Raw genomic sequence first — 20,336 nt, forward strand, 5'->3', positions numbered from 1 at the left:
GCACGCCTCCGGTGTCACGGGCGTAACGAAGCCCTCACGGCCTGCGGCGCTCGCCGAGAGGCGCGCGTCACACGCTGTTACACCGGGGCAACGGCGGGGAAACGGGCCGTCCCTACGGTGGACGTCATGACTCCTGGAGCGAACCCCGCCGCCCGGCCCCGACGCGTGCTCGTCGTCGGAGCGGGACCCGCCGCGCACCGCCTGGTCGACGCGCTCGTCGCCCGGGAAGGCGACGAGGCGCTGGAGATCACCGTCCTCGGCGAGGAGGTGCACCGTCCCTACGACCGCGTCGCACTCTCGAAGCGCCTCGACGGCGAGCACGACCTGACTCTGGGCGACGGCGCTCTGTGGGAGTCGGCGCGGCTGATCACCTCCACCCGTGTCGTCGCGATCGATCCCGACCGCCTGCGCGTCGAGCTCGCGGACGGCCGCTCCCTCGAGGGCGACGAGATCGTCCTGGCGACGGGCTCCTCCGCCACGGTCCCGCCGATCGAGGGTGCCGAGCACGGCCGCGTCTACCGCACGCTCGAGGACGTGGACGGGCTCGTCGCCGAGCTCGCCGCGTTCCGCGCCCGGCGCGGCCGCCCCGCGATCGTGGTCGTGGTCGGCGGCGGTCTGCTCGGCCTCGAGGCGGCGGGAGGCGCGCACCGGCTCGGTGCGCGCACCGCCCTCGTCCACTCCGGCCGCTGGCTGATGAGCGCGCAGCTCGACGAGGGCGCCGGGCAGGCCCTCGGCCGCATCATCTCGGCGCAGGGGATCGCGCTGCACCTCGGCAACCGGCCCACCGCGATCCTCACCTCGCCGACGGGGACGGTGCTCGGCGTCGCGCTGACCGACGGCAGCAGCATCAGCGCCGATCTCGTGGTCTTCTCCATCGGGATCACGGCGCGCGACGAGCTCGCCCGAGCGGTCGGGATCGAGGTCGCACCGCGCGGAGGCGTGGTCGTCGACGAGGCCTGCCGCACCAGCCGGGCGGGAGTCTGGGCCATCGGCGAGGTCGCCGCGATCGACGGCCGCACGGTCGGGCTCGTCGCACCCGCCAACGCGATGGCGGAGGTGGTCGCCGACCGGATCCTCGGCGGCGACGCGACCTTCCCGGGGGTCGACGACGCCACCAAGCTCAAGCTCTCGGGCGTGGAGGTCGCCAGCTTCGGCGACGCCCTCGGCACCACGGAGGGAGCGCTCGAGGTCGTCTACGCCGATCCGGCCCGCGGTCTCTACCAGAAGGTCGTCGTCTCGGACGATGCGCGCACGCTGCTCGGCGGGATGTTCGTCGGCGACGCGGGCCCCTACTCCTCCCTCCGCCCGCTGCTGGGGCGCGAGCTGCCGGCCGAGCCCGGCGCCTACCTCGCGGCGGCGGGGGCGGAGGCGCCCTCGGGCGACCTTCCGGACGACGCCCAGGTCTGCTCGTGCAACAACGTCTCGGTCGGCGAGGTCCGTCACGCGATCGGCGAGGGGTGCACCGAGCTGGGGCCGCTCAAGGCCTGCACCCGCGCGGGCACCCAGTGCGGATCGTGCGTGCCCCTGGTGAAGAAGCTGCTCGACACGGAGCTGATCCGTGCGGGCGTCGAGGTCTCCCGCGCCCTCTGCGAGCACGTGGCGCTCAGCCGCAGCGAGCTGTTCGAGTCGGTCCGCATCCTCGGGCTGCACTCGGCCGAGCAGGTGATGGAGCGCTTCGGCTCCGGGCTGGGCTGCGACGTCTGCAAGCCGGTGATCGCCTCCGTCCTCGCCACCCAGACGAACGCCTACATCCTCGACGGCGGCCAGGCGCCGCTGCAGGACACCAACGACCGCGCCCTGGCCAACATGCAGAAGGACGGCACCTACTCCGTCGTCCCGCGGATCCCCGGGGGCGAGATCACGCCGGCGAAGCTCAAGGTGATCGCCGAGGTCGCCGAGCAGTACGGCCTCTACACGAAGATCACCGGCGGGCAGCGGATCGACATGTTCGGCGCCCGCCTCGAGCAGCTGCCCGAGATCTGGCGCCTCCTCGTCGACGCCGGCTTCGAGTCGGGTCAGGCGTACGGCAAGTCGCTGCGCACGGTCAAGTCGTGCGTCGGATCGACCTGGTGCCGCTTCGGAGTCCAGGACGCGGTCGGGATGGCGGTCTTCCTCGAGGAGCGGTACCGGGGTCTCCGCTCGCCGCACAAGTTCAAGCTCGGGGTCAGCGGCTGCGCCCGCGAGTGCGCCGAGGCGCGGGGGAAGGACATCGGCGTCATCGCGAGCGACCTCGGCTGGAACCTCTACGTCGGCGGCAACGGCGGCTACCAGCCGGCGCACGCCCAGCTGCTCGCGCAGGACCTCGACGACGAGACCCTGGTGCGCTACATCGACCGCTACGTCATGTACTACGTGCGGACGGCCGAGCGGCTCCAGCGGACCGCACGCTGGCAGGAGGAGCTCCCCGGCGGACTCGAGCACGTGCGCGACGTGGTCTGCGAGGACTCGCTCGGCATCGCCGCCGAGCTGGAGGCCGCCATGGCCACGCACGTCGACACCTACGTCGACGAGTGGGCGGCGACCCTCGCCGATCCCGACCGGCTCCGCCGCTTCCGCTCCTTCGTGAACGCCCCGGACACCGCGGATCCGCGCGTCGCGACCGTGCGCGAGCGCGGGCAGGTCCGGCCCGCCGGCCGGGACGAGAGACCGGACGGACCCGTGCTGGTCGCGGGGCCGAGGATCCCCGTCGGTCCGGCCGGGATCGGATCGGACTCGTGATGCAGCTCTCCCTCGACCTCGCCGGACGCCGCGTGCTCGTGATCGGCACCGCCGCCGGGACCCGCCGCGTGCTCGCCCGCTACCGAGCCGCCGGCGCACTCGTCGAGCGGCACGAGGCGGAGGACGCGCTCACCCCGGCGCCCCCGGCCCTGATCGTGTGGGTGGAGGGGCCGGCGCCGCTCCGAGCAGCGGCGGCCGAGCTCTGCCCCTGGATCGTCGACGAGGCCCCCGCGCCGACCCGGCCGGTCGGGCACGTCAGCATCGTCGGCGGCGGCCCCGGCGATCCGGATCTGATGACCCTCGCCGCCCGCCGCGCCCTCCGCGACGCGGACGTGGTGCTCTACGACCGGCTCGGTCCGCACGAGGGCCTGGCCGAGTGGGCGCCCGGCGCCGAGCTGATCGACGTCGGCAAGACGCCGGGTCATCACGCGGTGCCGCAGCACGAGATCGAGCGGCTGATGATCGAGCGGGCCCTCGCGGGTCTGGACGTCGTGCGCCTGAAGGGCGGCGATCCGTTCGTGTTCGGCCGCGGGTCGGAGGAGGTGCGCGCGTGCCGGCTCGCCGGCGTCGGCTCCACGGTCGTCCCCGGAGTGACCAGCGCGATCTCGGTGCCCGCCGCCGCCGGGATCCCGGTCACCCACCGCGAGGTCAGCAGGGCCTTCACCGTGGTCTCGGGCCATGCGCCGTTCAGCGAGCAGGAGCTCGGCCATCTGGCCGGGCTGGGCGGGACGATCGTGGTGCTGATGGGCGTGAACACCCTCCCGCACCTCGTCGCCGGGCTGCAGCGCGCCGGGATGCGCGCCGACACGCCCCTCGCGATCGTCGAGCGGGGCTGGTCGCGCGACCAGCGCACGACGGTCTCGTCGGTCGGCGGAGTGCTCGGCCTGCTCGCCGAGCTGGCACCGCGCTCGCCCGCCGTGATCGTCATCGGCGAGGTGGTCCGGCAGGCCGCGTGCCATGATGCGGGGGACCCCGAGAGCATCGCCCGAGCGGTCGATGCACTGACCGCGTGAGACCCCGAGGGGGCCGAGCATGACCGGCACCGATCCCGACGCCGCCGTGGGGTTCCGACCCGACCAGCTGGACGGCTTCCGCATCGGGGTCACCTCCGACCGCCGCTCCGAGGACCTGATCGCCGCGTTCGAGCGCCGCGGTGCCGCCGTCACGCATGCCCCCACCATCCGCATGCGCGGCGTCGACACCGAGGGCGCGCTCGAGGAGGAGACCCGCGCGATCGTCGCCGCCCGTCCCGACGTGCTCCTCGCCACCACCTCCTACGGCCTGCGGCGCTGGCTCGAGGCCGCGGACGCCGCGGGGATCGAGCTGGCCGACGCGCTGTCCTCCGCGCGGATCCTCGTCCGCGGACCCAAGGCGCGCGGAGCGATCCGTGCGGCGGGTCTCGACGACCACGGGATGAGCGAGCGCGAGACGACCACCTCCCTCGTCGACCTGGCCCTGCGCGAGGGCGTCGCCGGCCGCACGATCGCGGTGCAGCTGCACGGATTCACCGACCCGGCTCAGCTGCAGCGTCTCCGCGACGCCGGCGCCCGGGTGCTCACTGCCGCGCCCTACCGCTGGAGCGTGCACGAGGACTCCGCCCGGGTGCTGCGGCTGATCGACGCGGTCTGCGGAGGGGGCATCGACGCCGTCACCTTCACCAGCGCGCCGGCGGTGGAGGCGCTCTTCACGGTCGCGGAGGCCGCGGGCCGCCTCGACGACCTCCAGGCGGCCTTCCGCGAGACGGTGGTCGCCGCCGCCGTGGGCCCCGTGACCGCAGCACCCCTGGTCGAGGCAGGGATCCTCCCGGTCGTGCCGGACCGGTTCCGGATGGGCGCGCTCATCCGCCTGACCTGCGAGCACCTCGAGCAGGCGTCGCCCCGCATCGAGACGGCCTTCGGCACTCTCGAGCTCCGAGGCCGGCACGCCGTCCTGGCCGGGACCCGGGTGGCGCTGACCCCGGTCGCGCTCGCGCTGTTCCGGACTCTCGTCGCCGCCGAGGGCGCGACCGTCGCGCGTCACGTCCTCGCGGCCTCCGCGCCGGAGGCTCTCGACGACCACGCGGTCGACGTCGCTGTCAGCCGCCTCCGTCAGGCCCTCCCCGAACCGCGGCTCGTGGCGACGGTGATCAAGCGCGGCTACCGGCTCGCGACCCCGCTCTGAGCGGCGGCGCGGTGCCACACTGAGCGCGTGGGCAGGCTGAGGGTCGTCGTCGCGCCCGACTCCTTCAAGGGGTCGGCGAGCGCGGTCGAGGTCGCGCGATCGATCGCCGAGGGCTGGAGCGCTGCGCGCGCGGGGGACGAGATCGTCCTCGCGCCGATGGCCGACGGGGGAGAGGGCACGGTCGAGGCCTTCGCGCTCGCGGTCCCGGGGTCGCAGCGGCGGCCGGTCGTCGTGCCCGGCCCGGACTCCCGGCCGGTCCGCGCCTGGTGGCTGCTGCTCCCCGACGGGACAGCCGTCGTCGAGCTCGCCTCCACGAGCGGCATCACGCTGCTCGACCCGCTCCGACCGCTCACCGCGCACACGCGCGGCTTCGGCCGCGCGATCGCCGCCGCCCTCGACGCGGGGGCGCACGCCCTGCTGCTGGCGATCGGCGGCAGCGCCTCGACCGACGGCGGAGTCGGAGCGCTCCGCGAGCTCGGCGCGCGCTTCTCCACCGCCTCCGGCCGCGACCTCGGCGAGGGAGGCGGTGCGCTGCCCGCGCTCGCCGCCGCCGACCTCCGCGGGCTGCGTCCTCTGCCGCCCGGAGGCGCGGTCGTGCTCAGCGACGTCGCGACCCCGCTGCTCGGCGACTCCGGGGCGGCCCGCGTCTTCGGACCGCAGAAGGGGGCCGGCCCCGAGGACGTCCTCCTCCTCGAGAGCGGTCTCCGCCGTCTCGCCGCGCACCTGGACGCGGATCCCGATGCGCCGGGCTCCGGATCGGCGGGCGGGACGGGCTTCGGGCTGCTCGCCTGGGGCGCGCGCCCGACCTCCGGCGCCGCCGCCGTCGGACGGGCGATCGGGCTCCCGGCGCTCCTCGCGGGCGCGGACGTCGTCATCACGGGGGAGGGGCGCTTCGACGCGCAGTCCGCCGCGGGCAAGGTCCCGGTGCACGTCCTCGCGCTCGCCGAGGCGGCCGGGGCGCGGACGCTCCTCGTCGCCGGGGCGATCGCGGCGCCGACTCCCGGCTTCACCGCGGCGGTGTCGCTGACGGAGGCGGCGGGCTCCTCGTCCGCGGCCCTCGCGGACCCGCTCCCGCACCTGCGCGCCGTCGCCCGGGAGTGGGCCGCGCAGCTCCTCTGACCGTTCGCGGTGTCGGTGGTCGGGCGTACCGTCCGGGCATGCCCCGCGATGCGATCCGACCACCACATCTTGTGGTCGAGCCGCCGCGCGGACCCCACCGGTCGGGCATGCCGACACGCCGTGGCGCGTTGTACACAGTGAACGGGATCCTTCTGTCCACACCTGTGGATGGTTCGTCCGGATCCGCGTCCTTCCGCGGTTCCACGGGCTCCGGCCTGTGGATGAACGGGGGAGGAACCGGTGGATAACTACACGGCTGTAACTACTACGTCTAGTGGGCTGACACCGGCCCGCCCCCTATATGTAGTATTGCTGAGCAGGTCGGAGCGAGAGCCCCACCGGCACCCAGAACTCACCCGGACCACCCTCCGACCCCGCCCGCATCGCGAGCCGCCGGTCGGGGAGCGGCACCGGGACACCCCCTCCGAAAGGCGACACCCATGGCTGTGACGGTCTACACCAAGCCCTCCTGCGTCCAGTGCACCGCGACGTACCGCGCCCTCGACAGCAAGGGCATCGACTACGAGGTGTTCGACCTCTCCGTGGACGAGAAGGCCCTCGAGGCCGTCAAGGCCCTCGGCTACCTCCAGGCGCCGGTCGTCATCACGGACGACGACCACTGGTCCGGCTTCCGCCCCGACAAGATCGCGACCCTCTGAGGCGCACGGACGGCGATCCGCGGCGTCGTCGGCGGGCGCCGTAGCGCCGCTGCGGCTTCCTCCTCCGCCTCGCGGCTCACCGCGCAGCCGCCTCGGAGGCGGGACCGAGAACAGCAGCTGACGGGGAGAGGGGCCGGAGGATGAGCGGGCTCGTGTACTTCTCCAGCAGCTCGGGGAACACGCACCGGTTCATCGAGAAGCTCGGACGGCCGGCGCAGCGCATCCCGCTCCACGCCCGTCGCGACGGAGCCGCCCTCGACACGCTCCACGTCCACGAGCCGTACGTGCTCGTCCTCCCCACCTACGGCGGCGGCAACGGCGGGGGAGCGGTCCCCAAGCAGGTCATCCGGTTCCTCAACGATCCGTGCAACCGCTCCCTGATCCGCGGCGTCATCGGCGCCGGCAACACGAACTTCGGCGAGGCGTACTGCCTCGCCGGCGACATCATCGCCCGCAAGTGCGAGGTGCCGCACCTCTATCGATTCGAAGTATTCGGAACACCCGACGACGTCCGCGCCGTCGACGAAGGATTGGACACGTTTTGGACGCAGCAGTGATCGACGCTCCCCGCGACGCCGCACAGATGGACTACCACTCGCTCAACGCGATGCTGAACCTCTACGGCCCGAACGGAGAGATCCAGTTCGACAAGGACCGCGAGGCCGCTCGCGAGTTCTTCCTGCAGCACGTCAACCAGAACACGGTGTTCTTCCACACGCTCAAGGAGCGCCTCGACTACCTGGTCGAGAAGGAGTACTACGAGCAGGCCGTGCTCGACCAGTACTCGTTCGAGTTCATCCAGCAGCTCAACGACCTGGCGTACTCGAAGAAGTTCCGCTTCGCGACCTTCCTCGGCGCGTTCAAGTACTACACCTCGTACACGCTCAAGACGTTCGACGGGAAGCGCTACCTCGAGCGCTTCGAGGACCGCGTCGTGATGACCGCCCTCGGCCTCGCCCAGGGCGACGAGACGCTCGCGACCGCCCTCGTCGAGGAGATCGTCGCCGGCCGCTTCCAGCCCGCGACCCCGACCTTCCTCAACACAGGCAAGGCACAGCGCGGCGAGCTCGTCTCCTGCTTCCTGCTGCGCATCGAGGACAACATGGAGTCGATCGCCCGCGGCATCAACTCCGCGCTCCAGCTCTCCAAGCGCGGCGGCGGCGTCGCCCTCTCGCTCTCGAACATCCGCGAGGCCGGCGCCCCGATCAAGCAGATCGAGAACCAGTCCTCGGGCATCATCCCCGTGATGAAGCTCCTCGAGGACAGCTTCAGCTACGCCAACCAGCTCGGCGCGCGCCAGGGCGCGGGAGCGGTGTACCTCTCGGCGCACCACCCCGACATCCTCCGCTTCCTCGACACCAAGCGCGAGAACGCCGACGAGAAGATCCGCATCAAGACGCTCTCCCTCGGCGTCGTCGTGCCCGACATCACGTTCGAGCTCGCGAAGAACAACGAGGACATGTACCTCTTCTCGCCCTACGACGTCGAGCGCGTCTACGGCATCCCCTTCGGCGACATCTCCCTCTCGGAGAAGTACCGCGAGATGGTCGACGACCCGCGCATCAAGAAGACCAAGATCTCGGCGCGCGAGTTCTTCCAGACCATCGCCGAGATCCAGTTCGAGTCGGGCTACCCCTACATCGTGTTCGAGGACACGGTGAACCAGGCGAACCCGATCAAGGGCCGCATCAACATGTCCAACCTCTGCTCCGAGATCCTCCAGGTCAACACTCCGACGACCTACAACGAGGACCTCTCCTACGCGCAGATCGGCAAGGACATCTCCTGCAACCTCGGCTCGCTGAACATCGCGCTGACGATGGACTCGCCCGACTTCGGCCGCACCATCGAGACCGCGATCCGCGGCCTCACCTCGGTGTCCGACCAGTCGCACATCACCTCGGTCCGCTCGATCGAGGACGGCAACGACAAGTCGCACGCCATCGGCCTCGGCCAGATGAACCTGCACGGCTACCTCGCCCGCGAGCGGATCCACTACGGATCCGAGGAGGGCATCGACTTCACCAACATCTACTTCTACTCGGTGCTGTTCCACGCCCTGCGTGCCTCCAACAACCTCTCCATCGAGCGCGGCACCACCTTCGAGGGCTTCGCCGACTCGAAGTACGCCTCGGGCGAGTTCTTCGACACCTACACCGAGAAGGAGTGGGCGCCGGCCACCGAGCGCGTCTCCCGCCTCTTCGCCGACTCGGGCATCGCGGTCCCCACCCAGGACGACTGGCGTGCGCTCAAGGCCTCGGTCATGGAGCACGGCATCTACAACCAGAACCTGCAGGCCGTCCCGCCGACCGGCTCGATCTCGTACATCAACAACTCGACGTCCTCGATCCACCCGATCGCGTCGAAGATCGAGATCCGCAAGGAGGGCAAGCTCGGCCGCGTCTACTACCCGGCGCCGTTCATGACGAACGACAACCTGGAGTACTACCAGGACGCGTACGAGATCGGCTACGAGAAGATCATCGACACCTACGCCGCGGCCACGCAGCACGTCGACCAGGGCCTCTCGCTCACGCTCTTCTTCAAGGACACGGCGACCACCCGCGACGTCAACCGCGCCCAGATCTACGCCTGGCGCAAGGGCATCAAGACGATCTACTACATCCGCATCCGTCAGCTGGCGCTCGAGGGCACCGAGCTCGACCAGTGCGTCTCGTGCATGCTCTAGAGCACGCAGCTCCACCCCCCTCCGCACGACCCATCCGCAGCAGCGAGAAGGAATCATGACTCCCCCCGAGAAGCTCAAGCTCGTCGACTCCGTCCAGGCGATCAACTGGAACCGGATCCAGGACGACAAGGACGTCGAGGTGTGGAACCGCCTCACGAGCAACTTCTGGCTGCCCGAGAAGGTCCCGCTGTCGAACGACATCCAGTCGTGGAACACGCTCACGCACCAGGAGCAGCAGCTCACCATGCGCGTGTTCACCGGGCTCACCCTGCTCGACACCGTGCAGGGCACCGTCGGCGCCGTCTCGCTCATCCCGGACGCGATCACGCCTCACGAGGAGGCCGTCTACACGAACATCGCGTTCATGGAGTCGGTCCACGCCAAGTCGTACTCCTCGGTGTTCTCGACCCTGTCGAACACCCAGGACATCGACGAGGCCTTCCGCTGGTCGATGGAGAACCCGAACCTGCAGAAGAAGGCGTCCATCGTGATGGACTACTACCGCGGCGACGACCCGCTGAAGCGGAAGGTCGCCTCCACGCTGCTGGAGTCGTTCCTCTTCTACTCGGGCTTCTACCTGCCGATGTACTGGTCCTCGCGCGCCAAGCTCACCAACACGGCCGACCTCGTGCGCCTGATCATCCGCGACGAGGCCGTGCACGGCTACTACATCGGCTACAAGTTCCAGAAGGGACTCGAGCGGGTCGACCAGGCCAAGCGCGACGAGATCAAGGACTACACGTTCTCGCTGCTCTACGAGCTCTACGACAACGAGGCGCAGTACACGCAGGACCTCTACGACCAGCTCGGCCTGACCGAGGACGTCAAGAAGTTCCTGCACTACAACGCCAACAAGGCGCTGATGAACCTCGGCTACGAGCCGATGTTCCCCAAGCAGGTCACCGATGTGAACCCCGCGATCCTGTCGGCCCTCTCGCCCAACGCGGACGAGAACCACGACTTCTTCTCGGGCTCCGGCTCCTCCTACGTGATCGGCAAGGCCGTGAACACCGAGGACGAGGACTGGGACTTCTAGGCGTCGACACCACGTCCCGGCCTCCACGGCGAACGGCCCCTCCCCTCGCGGGTGAGGGGCCGTTCCTCGTCTCCGGGCGGCGGGCGGGCGCCGGGTCACCGCACCCGGCGAGGCGCCGCCCTGTCGCCGAGGCGCCGTCCTGTCGGCGGCGCCTCGCGCGGCACGTCGGTGTCTCGCGGAGCGGGGCCGGAGCGGCCGTCGTGCGCGCCTCAGAGGGCCAGGCGCATCAGCACCCGGGGGAAGCCGTCGAGCACCGAGGTCGTGTCCGCGGCCTTCTCGAAGCCGGCGCGCTCGAACAGCGAGCGCGTGCCGACGTACGCCATCGTCAGGTCGACCTCCGTGCCGGCGTTGTCGACCGGGTAGCCCTCGATCGCCGGTGCCCCGTGGGCTCGGGCGAACTCGACGGCGCCCTCGAGCAGCGGATGCGAGATCCCGCGCCCGCGGAAGCCGGGCCGCACGCGCAGGCACCACACGCTCCACACGTCGAGGGCGTCCACGTGCGGGATGCGCCGGTTCGTCGAGTAACTCGTGTCGGCCCGGGGGTGCACCGCCGCCCAGCCGACCACCTCCTCGCCGTCGTACGCGAGGACGCCGGGCGGAGGGTCCTCCGCGACGAGCTCCCGCACCCGGGCACCGCGAGCGGGACCGGCGAGAGCCCGGTTCTCGACGGAGGAGCGGAGCCGGTAGCTCAGGCACCAGCACACGCTCGCGTCGGGGCGCTTCGGGCCGACCATCGTCGCCAGGTCGTCGAAGACGGTGGCTGCGCGCACCTCGATCGTCATGGCGGTAGCCTTCCACCGTCGCGATGCGCGGACAAGCCGTTCAGAACTCAGGACGAACGACGAAGGACTCCCTCCCTGCCGCGGAATCGGGGTCGCGGCACCACGTTCGTCCGGCATCCTCGACGCCCTCCGCCGATTCACCACTCCGCCGGATGAATCGCACCAGCACCCCCTGTTGGACGGCGCCCAGGCGGGGCGCCTACCGTGGACGAGGTATCCAACGAAGGAGCACTCCCTGTGAAGCACGTCCCCCTCGGCACCTCCGGTGTCGACTCCCCGAACGTCGTCCTCGGCCTCATGCGCATCCCCGAGATGAGCGACGAGGCGATCCGCGGCCTCGTCGGCGCCGCCCGCGACTCCGGCATCGACTTCTTCGACCACGCCGACGTGTACGGCGGCGAGCTGCACCGCTGCGAGGAGCGCTTCGCCGAGGCGATGGCGCTCACCCCGTCGGAGCGTGAGCAGGTCGTCCTGCAGACCAAGGCGGGCATCGTCCCGGACGGCCCCTACTTCGACTTCTCGTACGAGCACCTGATCGCCTCGGTCGAGGGCTCGCTGAAGGCGTTGCGCACCGACTACGTCGACGTGCTGCTCCTGCACCGGCCCGACGCGCTCGTCGAGCCCGACGAGGTGGCCCGCGCGTTCGACGAGCTGCACGCGTCCGGCAAGGTGAAGCACTTCGGCGTCTCGAACCAGACGCCGTACCAGATCGAGCTGCTGAAGAAGTCGCTGAACCAGCCGATCGTGGCGAACCAGCTGCAGCTCTCGATCACTCATGCGCCGCTGATCGCGCAGGGCGTCGCCTCCAACATGGTCGGCGAGGACCAGTCCGTCATGCGCGACGCCGGCATCCTCGACTACTGCCGCCTGAACGACATCACCGTCCAGGCCTGGTCGCCCTTCCAGGCGGGGTTCTTCACCGGCGTCTTCCTCGACAACCCGGCCTACCCCGAGCTGAACGCCGTCATCGACCGGCTCGCAGCGACCTACGGGGTCCCGGCGATCGCCGTGGCCACCGCCTGGATCACCCGCCACCCGGCGGGCATGCAGGTCGTGCTCGGCACGACGAACGAGCAGCGCGTGCGCGATGCGGCCCTCGGCTCCGATCTGCCGCTCACGCGGCCGGAGTGGTATGAGCTGTTCCGCGCGGCGGGCTACCTCGTCCCCTAGAGCTCCCACCCCGGAGGAAATGCGCGTCGGCGCAGAGAGGCACGGACTCCCCGGAGTCCGTGCCTCTTCCCGTCCCCGCGAGACGCCGGTCGGAACGCCCGCCGCGGTGTGCCGCGGACCGAAGCGGCATCTCGCGGGGAAGGGGCGGGAATAGGAACGGCACCCCTGCGTTGAACTTGAGCGTAACCGACTCAACTTCCTCAGGAGGACAGGTGCCCGACAACTACAGCGAGGCCGGAGCGAGCTCGTTCGACGACTTCCTCGCCCGCTACCTCGACGGTGAGCGCGCCCGCGCGGCGCGGTCGATCGACCTCAGCCGATTCCTCACCGCCCGTACCCGCGACATCCTGCAGTCCGCAGGACGCTTCGCCCTCGAGCGCGGCCAGACCGAGCTCGACGCCCTGCACGTGCTCCGCGTGCTCATCGACGACGAGACCGTCTCGCAGGCAGTGCGCCGCATCGGCGTCGACCCCGCCGCCATCGCCACCGCCGCGGAGGCGCGCCTCCCGCAGGCCGACGAGGCCCACGCCTCGCAGAACGCGGCCACCATCACCCCCAGCGCGCAGCGCGCGCTGTTCCACGCCTACCAGGTCGCCCGCTCCAGCGGTTCGACCTACATCGAGCCCGAGCACCTCTTCTTCGCGCTCGTGCTCGGCCAGGACGCCCCCGCCGGGCAGGTCCTCGCCCGCGCGGGCGTCACCGCCGAGGCCCTCACCCAGGGCATGCGCGAGACCGAGGCCCCACAGCAGCAGGAGGCGGGACAGCCCGCCTCCGACACTCCGCTGCTCGACAAGTTCGGTACCGACCTCACCGCTCTCGCCCGCGAGGGCCGGCTCGACCCGGTCATCGGGCGCGCCGACGAGATCGAGCAGACCGTCGAGATCCTCAGCCGCCGCACCAAGAACAACCCGGTGCTCGTCGGCGAGGCCGGCGTCGGCAAGACCGCCATCGTCGAGGGCCTGGCCCGCGCGATCGTGGCGGAGGAGGTCCCCGAGCAGCTGCGCGGCAAGCGCGTGATCTCGCTCGACCTCCCCGGCATGCTGGCCGGCACCCGCTACCGCGGCGACTTCGAGGAGCGCCTCACCGGCACCATGGACGAGATCGCGGCGCACTCCGGCGAGCTGATCGTCTTCATCGACGAGGTCCACACCGTCGTCGGTGCGGGCGGCGGCGGCGAGGGCGGCATGGACGCGGGCAACATCCTCAAGCCGCGTCTGGCCCGAGGCGAGCTGCACCTCGTCGGCGCCACCACGCTCAAGGAGTACCGCACCATCGAGAAGGACCCGGCACTGGAGCGGCGCTTCCAGCCGGTCCGCGTCGGCGAGCCCGGCATCGAGGACGCGGTCGCCATCCTGCACGGCCTGCGCCCCGCCTACGAGGAGCACCACCGCGTGCGCTTCACGGACGAGGCACTCCGCGCCTCCGTCGAGCTCTCGGCCCGGTACCTCACCGACCGCGTGCTGCCCGACAAGGCGATCGACCTGATCGACCAGGCCGGCGCGCGCCTCCGCCTCCGCCTCGGAGCCGGCGTCGACACCGGAGCTCTGCTCGAGCGTCTGGCGACCCTGGAGGCCGACAAGAACGCGGCCGTCTCGGCCGAGCACTACGAGGAGGCGTCCCGCGTCCGCGACGAGATCAGCGCCGTGCAGGCGGATCTCGACGCGGCCACCGGCAGCGCCCCCGCGGAGGCGGTCGTCGGCGAGACCGAGATCGCGGCCGTCATCGCCCGCGCCACCGGCATCCCGGTGTCGCGGCTCACGGAGGGGGAGCGCGAGCGCCTCGCGCACCTCGAGACCGAGCTGCACCAGCGGGTCATCGGCCAGGATGACGCGGTCACCGCTGTCGCCCGGGCCGTCCGCCGCAGCCGCACAGGCCTCGGCGACTCCTCGCGCCCGGTCGGCTCGTTCCTCTTCCTCGGCCCGACCGGTGTCGGCAAGACGGAGCTGGCGCGCACCCTCGCAGGCTCCCTCTTCGCCGACGAGCAGTCGGTCATCCGCTTCGACATGAGCGAGTTCGGCGAGCGTCACACGGTCTCGCGGCTGGTCGGCGCCCCTCCCGGGTACGTCGGCTACGACGAGGCCGGTCAGCTGACCGAGCGCGTGCGCCGGAACCCGTACTCGGTGGTCCTCTTCGACGAGATCGAGAAGGCGCACCCCGACGTGTTCAACCTGCTGCTGCAGGTGCTCGACGACGGGCGTCTGACCGACGGCCAGGGGCGGACGGTCGACTTCCGCAACACGGTGATCATCATGACCTCGAACCTCGGCTCGGAGTTCCTGGCCTCGCGGTCGGGTGCGCTCGGCTTCGTCGCTCAGAGCGACGCGTCTGCCGAGGGCTTCGCCTCGGAGAAGGACCTGCGCGATCGCGTCATGGGCCGTCTCCGCGAGGCGATGCGCCCCGAGTTCCTCAACCGGATCGACGAGATCGTCCTGTTCCGCCGCCTCGGCCGCGAGCAGCTGCGGGAGATCGTCGGCATCGTCCTCGACACCACGCGCTCCCGCCTCGCTCCCCGCGAGGTGACGCTCGAGGTGACGGAGGCGGCCGTCGACTGGCTCGCCGAGAACGGCTACGAGCCGCAGTACGGCGCCCGGCCCCTGCGCCGGCTCGTCCAGCGCTCCATCGACGACCGGATCGCCGACCTGTTCGTCAGCGGCGAGGTCTCCGACGGAGGCGCGGTCCGCGTCGACGCCGTCGGCGGCGAGCTGCTGGTGACCTCGGCCGTCGCCCTCCCGCTGGCCGCGTAGCCGGTCCCGCTCCGACCCCCGTCCCTCCTCCTCCCGCGAGACGCCACTCGTGACGACGGCACCGCCTGTCGTCGCGAGCGGCGCCCGCGGAGGGGGAGGGGCGGGGGTCTTCGCGTCCCCACGGCTTGCCACAGCGGTCCGGGCGGGATAGACACGAGAGCACGAGAACCGGAGGCACGATGTCGAACCCGCGCTACTACGACCCCGTGGGCAAGGCGGTCCGGGCGCTGCTCGTGCTGAGCCTCGTCTGCTTCGCCCTGGCGGTGGGCATGTTCGCCCTCGACATCGTCATGCCCGGCACCATGACGGACGAGCGACGGCCCTGGGCCGAGGCCAGCGGGGCGCTCGCCTCGTTCGGCGTGCTGGCCCTCATCGTCTACTTCGCGACCGTCGCGATCGTCGGCGCGATCCGGGGCCGCGGGCAGTAGGCCCGGCTCCGACGCCGTCGTCCGACAGGAACGCGTCCGGCCCGCGGGATCCGAGGATCCTCGCGGGCCGGACGCGTTCTCGCGAGCCGTCGGGCGCCGGTCAGGGGCACTTCTTCGCGGTGATCGTCACCTTCAGCGTGGCGTCCGGAGCGACGGGGGAGCCGCCGGCCGGCTCCTGCCCGGTGACCTGGCCGGCGTCGGGCGCCTTCGGGTCCTCGGCGCAGGCGAGCGTGATCTTCGTGAAGCCTGCGGCGCCGAAGGCGTTCTTCGCGGCCTCCAGGTCCTGGCCCGTCACGTTCGGCACGGTCTTCTGGTTGCCGGAACTGGTGAACACGGTGATCGCGGTGCCGCGCGGGGCCGAGCCCGACGGGTCGGCGCGGGTGACCGTCCCGACAGCGGCGTTGCTCGCCTCCGTGCCGCCCTGCACGACGCCGAAGCCGGCCGCCTCGAGCTTGGCCTCGGCGTCGGCGGAGGAGAGCCCGACGACATCCGGGATGTCGACCTTCGGGACGACCTGCAGCGAGCCGTCGGCTTCCGGGAACGCCGTCCCGCCGTACGTCGCGTCGGCGGCGCGCATGACGACCGGCCAGATGCGGTGGCGCGCGGTGGCGGCGGATCCGGAGTCGAAGGAGTAGCGGCCGAGGCGCAGGTTCGCGTCACCCTTCACGTTGAACACGCCGACGGCGGTCGCGACGCGGGTGCTCGCTCCGGTCATCCAGGTGGCCTTCGCGTCGTCGGTGGTGCCGGTCTTGCCGATCAGCGGAACGCCGTCGCCGGTGCGGGAGGCCACGGCCGTCCCGCCGCCGGTGAAGGTCGCCTGCAGCGCGACGGCCGCGGTGGCGGCGACGTTGCGGTCGATCGACTGGCGGCAGTTCGCCGGGGGCACCGGCTGGTCGGCTCCGGCGGAGTCGGTGATGCGGTCGATCGCGACGGGGTCGCAGGTCGTGCCGCCGGAGGCGATGGTGGCGAAGGCGCCGGCCATCGAGAGGGGCGAGACGTAGTTCGTGCCGAGCACCGACGACGGGTTGTGCTCGAGCTCCTCGCCGCTGCCCTGCTTCACGCCCATGTCGACCGCGGTGTCGCGGATGCCGCACAGGTCGAGCTCACGGGCCATGCCGACGAAGCCGGTGTTGAGGGAGGTCTTCGTGAAGGACACCGGGGTGCCGACCTCGCCGGTGCCGCCCTCGTCGTTCTTCGCGCTCGTCTCGTTGCTCGTGTCGGTGCCGCCGGAGACGCAGGAGTCCGTGAAGGTGCCCCAGGTGGACTTGCGCGTCCCGTCGACCGACTCGTTGATGCTGTGGCCCTCCTTCAGCCACTCCACCAGCGTGAAGAGCTTGTAGGTCGAGCCCGGCTGGATCCCGGAGGATCCGCCGTTGGCCCGATCGGTGCTGTAGTTCACGGCGCTGTAGGACGGGTCGGTCGTGAGGACGTCCGGATCCTGCGAGTACTTCTTGTTCTGCGTCATCGCGAGCACGCGCCCGGATCCGACCTCGACGCTGACGGAGACGGCTCCGACGTCGAAGTTCCAGGTCTGCGGGACCTGCGCGTCGACGGCGGCGACGGCCGCGTCCTGCAGGCCGACGTCGAGCGTCGTGTAGACGTCGAGGCCGCCGCGGCGGAAGTTGGTCCAGCGGGTGTCCTCGTCGGCGCCGAAGATCTCGTTGTTCTTCAGGACGTTGGTGACGTAGTCGCAGAAGAAGCCCGCGTTGCCCGCGGTCGAGCAGCCGGTGCTGGGCTGGGTGATGCGGGGCTCGATCGGAGTGGCGACGGCGGCGTCGTGGTCCTCCTGCGAGATCTTCCCCTCCTCGAGCATCTTGCCGATGATGTAGTCGCGGCGGTCCTTGTTGCGGGCGTAGCCGTTCGCGGCGCCGTTGTCCGGGTTGTCGGGCTGGTCGATCCGCAGGACGGCCGGGTTGTTGACGATCGCGATGAGGCTCGCGGCCTGGGCGATCGAGAGGTCCGCGGCCGAGGTCGCGTAGTAGTAGTTCGCGGCGGTCTCGAGGCCGTAGGTGGTGCCTCCGAAGAACGCGATGTTGAGGTAGCCCTGGAGGATCTGGTCCTTCGTGTACTGCTTCTCGAGCCCGATGGCGAGCTTCATCTCGCGGAGCTTGCGCTCGGGGGAGGTCCGAGTGGCCTCGTCGATCGCGGCCGCGCGCTCGGCGTCGTCCGAGATGTTGCGGACGGCCTTCTCGACGAGGACGTTCTTCACGTACTGCTGGGTGATCGAGGATCCGCCCTGCACGTCGTTGCCGAGCACGTAGGTCTGCGCGACGGCGCGGAGCGTGCCGGGGAGGTCGACTCCGCCGTGGTCGTAGAAGCGGGGGTCCTCACCCGAGACGGCGGCGTCCTTGGCGGCCTGGGCGATGCGGTCGAGCGGCACCTCGACGCGGTTCTCGACGTAGAAGGAGGCGAGCAGCTGCGGGCCGTCGGAGCCGGTCGCGTAGATGTTGCTCTTCTCGGAGAGCTTGTCGACCTCGAGGTAGTCGGGCAGGCCGTCGAAGACGCCGATCGACTGGTTCGCGGCGACTCCGGCGAGCGCCACAGCCGGGGTGACGGTGGCGGTCACGAGGACTCCGGCCACGACGCTCATGCCCAGGAAGCCCACGATCGCCTTGACCACACCACCGGTGGTCCTTCTGTCGGACGCCAAACCTTCTCCTTCGCGAATCCCCCCGGATGCTGCGACGACCGCGGCCGACGCCCTGCACGCTCCGTGCGGCAGGTCAACCTCGACAGACTAACCCGAGAGCCCCCGAAGACGAAGGCCCGGCCAGAGGCCTGAAAAGACCCTGACCGCCACCCGGGGGACGGCGTTCCCTAGGCTGTCGGCATGGCGAGCCCCTCCTCCGACCCCCGACCGGCCGACGCGACGACCCCGGAGGCCGCTCCGGTCGCGCCCCCGCAGGCCGTCCCCGCACCGCCCACGGGCGCCCTCTCGTACGCTCTCGGCTTCCTCGCGTTCATCGGGATCCCGTTCCTCAGCCTGATCGTGGGCGGCATCGTCATGGCGTCCGTGTACCCGTCCGCCCGGAGGAAGGGCGGGCTCGCCGCCGAGAACGCGCGGAACGCGGCGAACTGGGGCCTGACGGTGATCCTGATCGGGGTCGTGACGCTCGGCGCGCACGTCGTGCTGCTCTTCGCCGCCTCCGACACCCCGCTCGCGAAGGACTTCTATCCGATCGGCATCCCGATCACGCTGTTCGCCGTGCTCTGGCTGGTGCACTTCGTGCTGATCATCTGCGGACTGGTGAAGGCGAACCAGCGCGAGGTGTTCCGTCCGCGCATCGCGATCCCGTTCCTCCGCCCGCCCGCGGCCTGAGCTCAGGCGCCGACGGGCCAGAGGTAGTCGAGCCCCGGCGGCGTGCCGGGGAACAGCGGGCCGTAGTGGTCCTCGTCCTTGGCCACGAGCTTCGAGCGGTGCGAGAGGTGCAGCCGCTCGTCGCCGAACCACGGCGGGAGCGGGTAGTCGCCGGTCAGGTAGGCGGCGAGATCCTCCGGGGCGGCGGCGAGGGCCTCCTCGGTCTTCACGAGGCACGTGTCGGCGAAGCCGCGCTCCGTCCACTCCGCGCAGGTCTCGCGCTGGTAGGTCATCAGCGCCGGCCGGTAGCCCCGCCACATCCGCGTGACGGGGTGGTTCTGCCAGCCGTACCCCGGGACGGTCAGCGCCCGCATGACCTGCAGCGTCTCGACGCGCTGCTTGCAGAGCCGCTTGCCGTCGAGGGCGCGGACGCTGCGGTGGAAGTCGGGGTAGGGGAGGAAGGTCTGCACGCCTCCCAGTCAACAGCGGCCCGTCTCCCTCCGGCCACCCTCCCGTCACGCCGATGTCGCCTGGCGTGCGTAGCGTCCGGGGCATGACCGGACTCCCCCTCCTCGCCACCGACGACGTGCAGCTGCGCTGGGCGCGGCCCGAGGTCCTCGACTCCGCCCGCCACCGGATGCTGCGCCTGCTCACCCTCGCCGAGCGCCTGCGCTACGAGGCGACGAGTCGGCGCGAGGTCCGGGACGGCTTCCTCCTCGGCCGGGTCCTCGTGCGCGAGCTGGCCGCCGAGACGCTCGGGATCGATCCCCTCGAGGTCGCCGTGGACGCGCGCTGCCAGCGCTGCTCCGGACCGCACGGCCGCCCGGTGCTCCGCGGCGAGCACCCGGCGCTGGAGCGGATGCGGATCAGCATCGCGCACTGCGACGGCGCGGTGGTCGCGGCGCTGGCGACCGGACGCGACATCGGGATCGACGCGGTGCGCGCCCGCAGCGTCCGCGACCGCGTGGCGTCCGGGGCGACGACGGCGGAGCAGGTGCTCGCCGATCTGCGCTCGCAGGCGGTCGCGAAGGCCGACGGGCGCGGGACCTCGAGCGACGAGCCCGTCCGCTTCCGCACCAGGGAGGGTGCGACCGAGGCCTGGATCGAGGGCTCGAGCCGCTACTTCGCCGTCTCGGAGCCGGCGGTCCACTCCGCGCTCGTCGTGGCGGTCGCGGTCGCTCAGGAGTGACCGCGAGGCGCGGTCCCCCGCCGTTGCGCCGGTCCGCGCCTAGGCGAACAGCGACAGCGTGATCGTCGAGCGGTAGGAGCCGGCCTCGACGTCCGGCTCTGCCAGCAGCCGCAGCTCGGCGTCGGACGTCCAGGTGCCGGCCCCGCCGGCGGCTCCGAGCAGCAGCGCGTCGCGCAGGCCCGCGCCTCCCTCGAGGGAGGAGGCGACCGGATCGCCCGCGACGGCGCCGGTGCCGGTGATCAGGCGCGGGGTCCAGCCGAGATGGTCGGCTCCGATCGAGGCGCTCGGGCCGGTGAGGGCGCTCGCCGAGGCGAGGACGTACCAGTCGTTCTGCGCGCCGACGC

16 protein-coding genes and 1 pseudogene are annotated in these 20,336 nt (G+C 71.4%); 13 read left to right on the forward strand and 4 right to left on the reverse strand.

Annotation, left to right across the window (positions count from 1 at the left end; all coding sequences use genetic code 11):
• Positions 1-126 precede the first annotated feature (126 nt).
• From nirB to nrdF, 8 genes are all read left to right on the forward strand, one after another.
• Positions 127-2,718, forward strand: coding sequence for a nitrite reductase large subunit NirB (gene nirB / locus C5C39_RS14015; RefSeq protein WP_104353660.1), 2,592 nt, complete (start codon positions 127-129; stop codon positions 2,716-2,718).
• Complete coding sequence (gene cobA, locus C5C39_RS14020) at positions 2,718-3,731, forward strand: uroporphyrinogen-III C-methyltransferase (protein ID WP_104353666.1); 1,014 nt, start codon at positions 2,718-2,720, stop codon at positions 3,729-3,731. The genes nirB and cobA overlap by 1 nt, the downstream gene beginning before the upstream one ends.
• Positions 3,732-3,750: 19 nt before the next feature.
• On the forward strand, positions 3,751-4,878 hold the full coding sequence (locus C5C39_RS14025; protein ID WP_104238252.1) for a uroporphyrinogen-III synthase: 1,128 nt from the start codon (positions 3,751-3,753) through the stop codon (positions 4,876-4,878).
• A gap of 36 nt (positions 4,879-4,914) precedes the next feature.
• On the forward strand, positions 4,915-5,997 hold the full coding sequence (locus tag C5C39_RS14030; RefSeq protein ID WP_219813343.1) for a glycerate kinase: 1,083 nt from the start codon (positions 4,915-4,917) through the stop codon (positions 5,995-5,997).
• 440 nt (positions 5,998-6,437) lie between these two features.
• Positions 6,438-6,656: a glutaredoxin-like protein NrdH gene (nrdH, locus tag C5C39_RS14035; protein ID WP_068255139.1), complete on the forward strand. Its 219-nt coding sequence runs from the start codon at positions 6,438-6,440 to the stop codon at positions 6,654-6,656.
• 140 nt (positions 6,657-6,796) lie between these two features.
• Positions 6,797-7,213, forward strand: a complete 417-nt coding sequence (gene nrdI / locus C5C39_RS14040; RefSeq protein WP_104224357.1) for a class Ib ribonucleoside-diphosphate reductase assembly flavoprotein NrdI — start codon at positions 6,797-6,799, stop codon at positions 7,211-7,213.
• 26 nt (positions 7,214-7,239) lie between these two features.
• Positions 7,240-9,345, forward strand: coding sequence for a class 1b ribonucleoside-diphosphate reductase subunit alpha (gene nrdE, locus C5C39_RS14045; RefSeq protein ID WP_104234484.1), 2,106 nt, complete (start codon positions 7,240-7,242; stop codon positions 9,343-9,345).
• A gap of 55 nt (positions 9,346-9,400) precedes the next feature.
• A complete protein-coding gene (gene nrdF / locus C5C39_RS14050; protein ID WP_104224358.1) occupies positions 9,401-10,381 on the forward strand; it encodes a class 1b ribonucleoside-diphosphate reductase subunit beta in 981 nt (326 codons plus the stop codon).
• Positions 10,382-10,590: 209 nt separating this feature from the next.
• Here the strand turns inward: nrdF and C5C39_RS14055 are convergent, their stop codons facing one another.
• Positions 10,591-11,163, reverse strand: a complete 573-nt coding sequence (locus C5C39_RS14055) for a GNAT family N-acetyltransferase (protein ID WP_104353662.1) — start codon at positions 11,161-11,163, stop codon at positions 10,591-10,593.
• A 237-nt stretch (positions 11,164-11,400) separates the two neighbouring features.
• Between C5C39_RS14055 and C5C39_RS14060 the strand changes: the two genes are divergently transcribed.
• The 3 genes from C5C39_RS14060 (at position 11,401) to C5C39_RS14070 (ending at position 15,505) form a co-directional block, all read left to right on the forward strand.
• Positions 11,401-12,333 (forward strand): aldo/keto reductase family oxidoreductase, encoded by a 933-nt coding sequence (locus C5C39_RS14060; RefSeq protein ID WP_258059515.1) that lies wholly within the window; start codon positions 11,401-11,403, stop codon positions 12,331-12,333.
• Between the two features lie 212 nt (positions 12,334-12,545).
• The gene (locus C5C39_RS14065; RefSeq protein ID WP_104353663.1) at positions 12,546-15,077 is read left to right on the forward strand and encodes an ATP-dependent Clp protease ATP-binding subunit; all 2,532 of its coding nucleotides are present in this window, start codon (positions 12,546-12,548) and stop codon (positions 15,075-15,077) included.
• A gap of 179 nt (positions 15,078-15,256) precedes the next feature.
• On the forward strand, positions 15,257-15,505 hold the full coding sequence (locus C5C39_RS14070; protein WP_104224361.1) for a hypothetical protein: 249 nt from the start codon (positions 15,257-15,259) through the stop codon (positions 15,503-15,505).
• Between the two features lie 100 nt (positions 15,506-15,605).
• On the opposite strand, the gene C5C39_RS14075 is transcribed toward C5C39_RS14070, so the two are convergent.
• Complete coding sequence (locus tag C5C39_RS14075) at positions 15,606-18,155, reverse strand: transglycosylase domain-containing protein (RefSeq protein ID WP_258075844.1); 2,550 nt, start codon at positions 18,153-18,155, stop codon at positions 15,606-15,608.
• A 180-nt stretch (positions 18,156-18,335) separates the two neighbouring features.
• On the opposite strand from C5C39_RS14075, the gene C5C39_RS14080 reads away from it, so the two are divergent.
• Positions 18,336-18,824, forward strand: coding sequence for a DUF4870 domain-containing protein (locus C5C39_RS14080; RefSeq protein WP_104234617.1), 489 nt, complete (start codon positions 18,336-18,338; stop codon positions 18,822-18,824).
• Positions 18,825-18,826: 2 nt separating this feature from the next.
• On the opposite strand, the gene C5C39_RS14085 is transcribed toward C5C39_RS14080, so the two are convergent.
• Positions 18,827-19,273 carry an MSMEG_6728 family protein gene (locus C5C39_RS14085; protein WP_104353664.1) on the reverse strand — a complete coding sequence of 149 codons (447 nt, stop codon included), beginning with the start codon at positions 19,271-19,273 and terminating at the stop codon, positions 18,827-18,829.
• An 83-nt stretch (positions 19,274-19,356) separates the two neighbouring features.
• On the opposite strand from C5C39_RS14085, the gene C5C39_RS14090 reads away from it, so the two are divergent.
• Complete coding sequence (locus tag C5C39_RS14090; RefSeq protein ID WP_104238247.1) at positions 19,357-19,992, forward strand: 4'-phosphopantetheinyl transferase superfamily protein; 636 nt, start codon at positions 19,357-19,359, stop codon at positions 19,990-19,992.
• Between the two features lie 39 nt (positions 19,993-20,031).
• On the opposite strand, the pseudogene C5C39_RS17620 reads toward C5C39_RS14090, so the two are convergent.
• Positions 20,032-20,336, reverse strand: a pseudogene (locus C5C39_RS17620) (hypothetical protein); the annotation flags it as partial.

This window comes from Rathayibacter sp. AY1F3, from assembly GCF_002931975.1.
Taxonomy (GTDB): domain Bacteria; phylum Actinomycetota; class Actinomycetes; order Actinomycetales; family Microbacteriaceae; genus Rathayibacter.

Bases quoted from the DNA above. Each gene is read 5' to 3' on its own strand.
- nirB (WP_104353660.1), top strand. From the start codon at position 127: ATGACTCCTGGAGCGAACCCCGCCGCCCGGCCCCGACGCGTGCTCGTC.
- cobA (WP_104353666.1), top strand. From the start codon at position 2,718: ATGCAGCTCTCCCTCGACCTCGCCGGACGCCGCGTGCTCGTGATCGGC.
- C5C39_RS14025 (WP_104238252.1), top strand. From the start codon at position 3,751: ATGACCGGCACCGATCCCGACGCCGCCGTGGGGTTCCGACCCGACCAG.
- nrdH (WP_068255139.1), top strand. From the start codon at position 6,438: ATGGCTGTGACGGTCTACACCAAGCCCTCCTGCGTCCAGTGCACCGCG.
- nrdI (WP_104224357.1), top strand. From the start codon at position 6,797: ATGAGCGGGCTCGTGTACTTCTCCAGCAGCTCGGGGAACACGCACCGG.
- nrdE (WP_104234484.1), top strand. From the start codon at position 7,240: ATGGACTACCACTCGCTCAACGCGATGCTGAACCTCTACGGCCCGAAC.
- nrdF (WP_104224358.1), top strand. From the start codon at position 9,401: ATGACTCCCCCCGAGAAGCTCAAGCTCGTCGACTCCGTCCAGGCGATC.
- C5C39_RS14055 (WP_104353662.1), bottom strand. From the start codon at position 11,163: ATGACGATCGAGGTGCGCGCAGCCACCGTCTTCGACGACCTGGCGACG.
- C5C39_RS14070 (WP_104224361.1), top strand. From the start codon at position 15,257: ATGTCGAACCCGCGCTACTACGACCCCGTGGGCAAGGCGGTCCGGGCG.
- C5C39_RS14080 (WP_104234617.1), top strand. From the start codon at position 18,336: ATGGCGAGCCCCTCCTCCGACCCCCGACCGGCCGACGCGACGACCCCG.
- C5C39_RS14090 (WP_104238247.1), top strand. From the start codon at position 19,357: ATGACCGGACTCCCCCTCCTCGCCACCGACGACGTGCAGCTGCGCTGG.